The sequence below is a fragment of the Variovorax sp. 05T418 genome (assembly GCF_056396385.1).
Map to the genome: position 1 here is coordinate 1 of NZ_JBFTLJ010000042.1, position 1,539 is coordinate 1,539.

Consider the following 1,539-nt stretch of genomic DNA (forward strand, 5'->3'; position numbering starts at 1 on the left):
CGGCCTCCCCCTTGTACCGGGACTTCTCGCGCAGTCAAGCACGGGTTTGGGTTGGTTTTTCTACCAAGCTGTATCGCTTGCGAGGCATTGAGGATCGAGGCGCAACGAAACGAGGAACAGACTGCACATCTACCGACGGTCTTGTTGCACTGGCACGTGGCCGTGCGGACCCAGATACGAACCGCTCAGCGGGGCTCCATTCATTTCTCGTGATGCCCACTACAACCGGCATCACCAAGGAGGAGTCGAGCTTGCCCGCTGCCGGTCTGACCTGTTCATTGCATCTTCGAACTCACGTCTGGCAAGCAAATAAACAACAACAAAGGGTATCCGAACGGCTGGCGCTACGTCGCGATCACCGCGACGATGACGCCTGGTGGTTTGGTACTGACGTGGTGCGCATCGAAGGGCCGGCCCCGTGCGAACACGGCCCACAGAATGCGTGCGTTCTTGTTGGCCAACGCCACCACGGCCTTCTGCCAGCCGCAGCGCTCGCGCAAGGCCTGCACCCAGCGCGAGATCGGGTCGTCGCGCCTGTGCGCCGTCAGCACTATCGACTTGGCCCCCTGGATCAGCAGCGTGCGCAGGTACGCGTCGCCGCGCTTGGTGATGCGCCCCAGGTTGTTCTTGCCCCCGCTGGAGTTCTGTCGGGGCGTCAGGCCCAGCCAGGCGCCGAACTGTGCACCGTTCTTGAATTGCTTGAAGTCGCCCACGGTTGCCACCACSGCGGAGGCCGTGACCGGTCCCACGCCCAGCAACTGCTCGGCCTGGCGCACCTGCTCGCTGGCCTTGCCGTGCGCGGCAATGCGCTCGTCGCACCAGCGCAGGTGCGCATCGAGTTCCTGCCACTGWGCATACGCTCTGTGCAGCGCCAGCCGGGCAAGGCCGCCGAGTTCATTGCCAGCGTCTTCCATCACATCGGGAAGAACCTGGCGCAGCGCCTCGGGGCTTTGGGCGAACACCAGCCCGAACTCCGCCAGCAGGCCCCGAATGCGGTTGATGCAGGCGGTGCGGTCTGCCTTGACGCCCTCGCGCAGGCGGTGAATGCACAGCATGCTTTGCTGCTCCACGCTCTTGATCGGCACGAAGTGCATGTGCGGGCGCGAGGCGGCCTCGCAGATGGCGGCAGCATCGTTGGCGTCGTTCTTGCCGCTCTTGCCCTGCAGGCGATAGGCCACGACGTGCGCGGCGGCGATGATGCGGGCATCCAGCCCCAGGGCGAGCAGCTTGCGCGCCCAGTAATGCGCACTGGAGCTGGCCTCCATGGCGACCAGGCAGCCCGCGGGCAATTGCGCGCACCAAGCCAGGAATTTAGCGCGCGGCAATGCACGCCCCGTAACGCGCACGCCGGCCGCGTTGACCGCAAAAACCTCAATGACGTGCTTTGCCAGATCGATGCCGACTCGGGTAATCTCGTTCATGGGGCTTCTCCTTCCAAAGGTTTCAGATTGACTTCGCAAATCAATCTTGGCACTCGATGCCGTGACCAGGAAGCGAGAAGTCCCTTCGCATTCATTTCGCTGCGCAAGGCACCCCATC

General features: G+C 63.6%; 1 protein-coding gene. It reads right to left on the bottom strand.

Annotated features, from left to right (window positions below):
- Positions 1 to 344 precede the first annotated feature (344 nt).
- Positions 345 to 1,421: an IS110 family RNA-guided transposase gene (locus AC1DMS_RS31660; RefSeq protein ID WP_027730205.1), complete on the bottom strand. Its 1,077-nt coding sequence runs from the start codon at positions 1,419 to 1,421 to the stop codon at positions 345 to 347.
- Positions 1,422 to 1,539: the final 118 nt, after the last annotated feature.